The sequence below is a fragment of the Ectobacillus panaciterrae DSM 19096 genome, assembly GCF_000430785.1.
Classification (GTDB): Bacteria; Bacillota; Bacilli; order Bacillales; family Bacillaceae_G; genus Ectobacillus; species Ectobacillus panaciterrae.
Genome location: NZ_AUMR01000202.1, coordinates 1 through 1,258 on the forward strand (window position 1 = coordinate 1; position 1,258 = coordinate 1,258).

The window sequence follows — 1,258 nt, forward strand, 5'->3', positions numbered from 1 at the left end:
GGCGCGAACGTCCTACCCCGGCTACCTAAAGAATAACCTATTAAAAATAGGCCAACCAGATATATATTCTGGATGACCTTATAATACGAAAGGGCCATATTCTTGAATAGACTTCCAAACAAAACTGGATATTTATGTTAATATTGGTATGAGATTGTGAAGAAATACTTAAACAATAATCCTTAAAAGATGTCTTAATATGAAAGTTGTGTCTAATAACATTAATTCAAGACTAGGAGAGGACAATGTTAGCTAACTTAAATGACTACTTAAAAGATTTAATGGTGTATATTCCTGAAGGAGAAATCCGCCTACGAGATTTTCGAAACGAGCAAAAATGGATTAGTTCAAACTATAAACTCGGAATGCCGGGTATTAGAAAAAATTTAAAGGAAGTTATTTGGAATGTTGAGATTAAGCCATTTTATCTTGCTAAATATACGGTGACAGAAGAACTTTATGCGATTATTATGGGGAAGAAATTTTTAACAACAACTGAGGCTCGAAAACCAGTTGTTAATGTTTCATGGATAGATGCAGTGAGTTTTTGTAATTTACTATCTGATGCGCTGGGTTATGACAAGTTTTATGATTTTGATAATGAAAGTAAATCAGTTATTTGCAATTATAATACTAATGGTTTTCGTTTACCGACAGATGCTGAATGGCAATATGCATGTAAGGCAAAATCAAAAGGATATCGGTATGGTGAAATTGATGAAATCGCTTGGTATAAAGATAATTCTAACGAACGAGTACACGAAGTTGGTGAGAAAAAGCCTAATGATTGGGGCTTGTATGACATGATCGGAAATATTTGGGAGTGGTGCTGGGACTTATACGATGAAGAGACATTTGGTAATTACAGAATAATTCGCGGAGGAAGTTGGGCAGAAGAAGAACGTGGATGTGGAGCTACTTGTCGTCGAAAGAGTATGCCTGATTTTTATATAGATGATATCGGATTTAGAATTGCTAGATCAATCGTTTAATAATTTGAAATTCTGAATTGATATACACAGTTGGGAATATAAGGGATTTTACAGGATTCATGGAACCCAAAAGACGGTATGAGAGGATCATTTCTCTTAAACTATCTAGGGTGCTTTTCTGCAATATCTTACGTAAGTAGCTAGAAGGCTCTTAATAATGTTGAACGATCTTCCATTATACCAGCTAATATAAGTCAATACTTTTGGCTTAATATTGATTCATAAGTAATGTTACAATAAAAAAAGGCATGACAAAGAGACTTCAA

1 protein-coding gene is annotated in these 1,258 nt (G+C 34.0%); it reads left to right on the forward strand.

Features of this window, described 5'->3' with window-relative positions; translation table 11 throughout:
* Window positions 1–245: 245 nt before the first annotated feature.
* The gene (locus H540_RS0122305; protein WP_028402444.1) at window positions 246–992 is read left to right on the forward strand and encodes a formylglycine-generating enzyme family protein; all 747 of its coding nucleotides are present in this window, start codon (window positions 246–248) and stop codon (window positions 990–992) included.
* Window positions 993–1,258 lie beyond the last annotated feature (266 nt).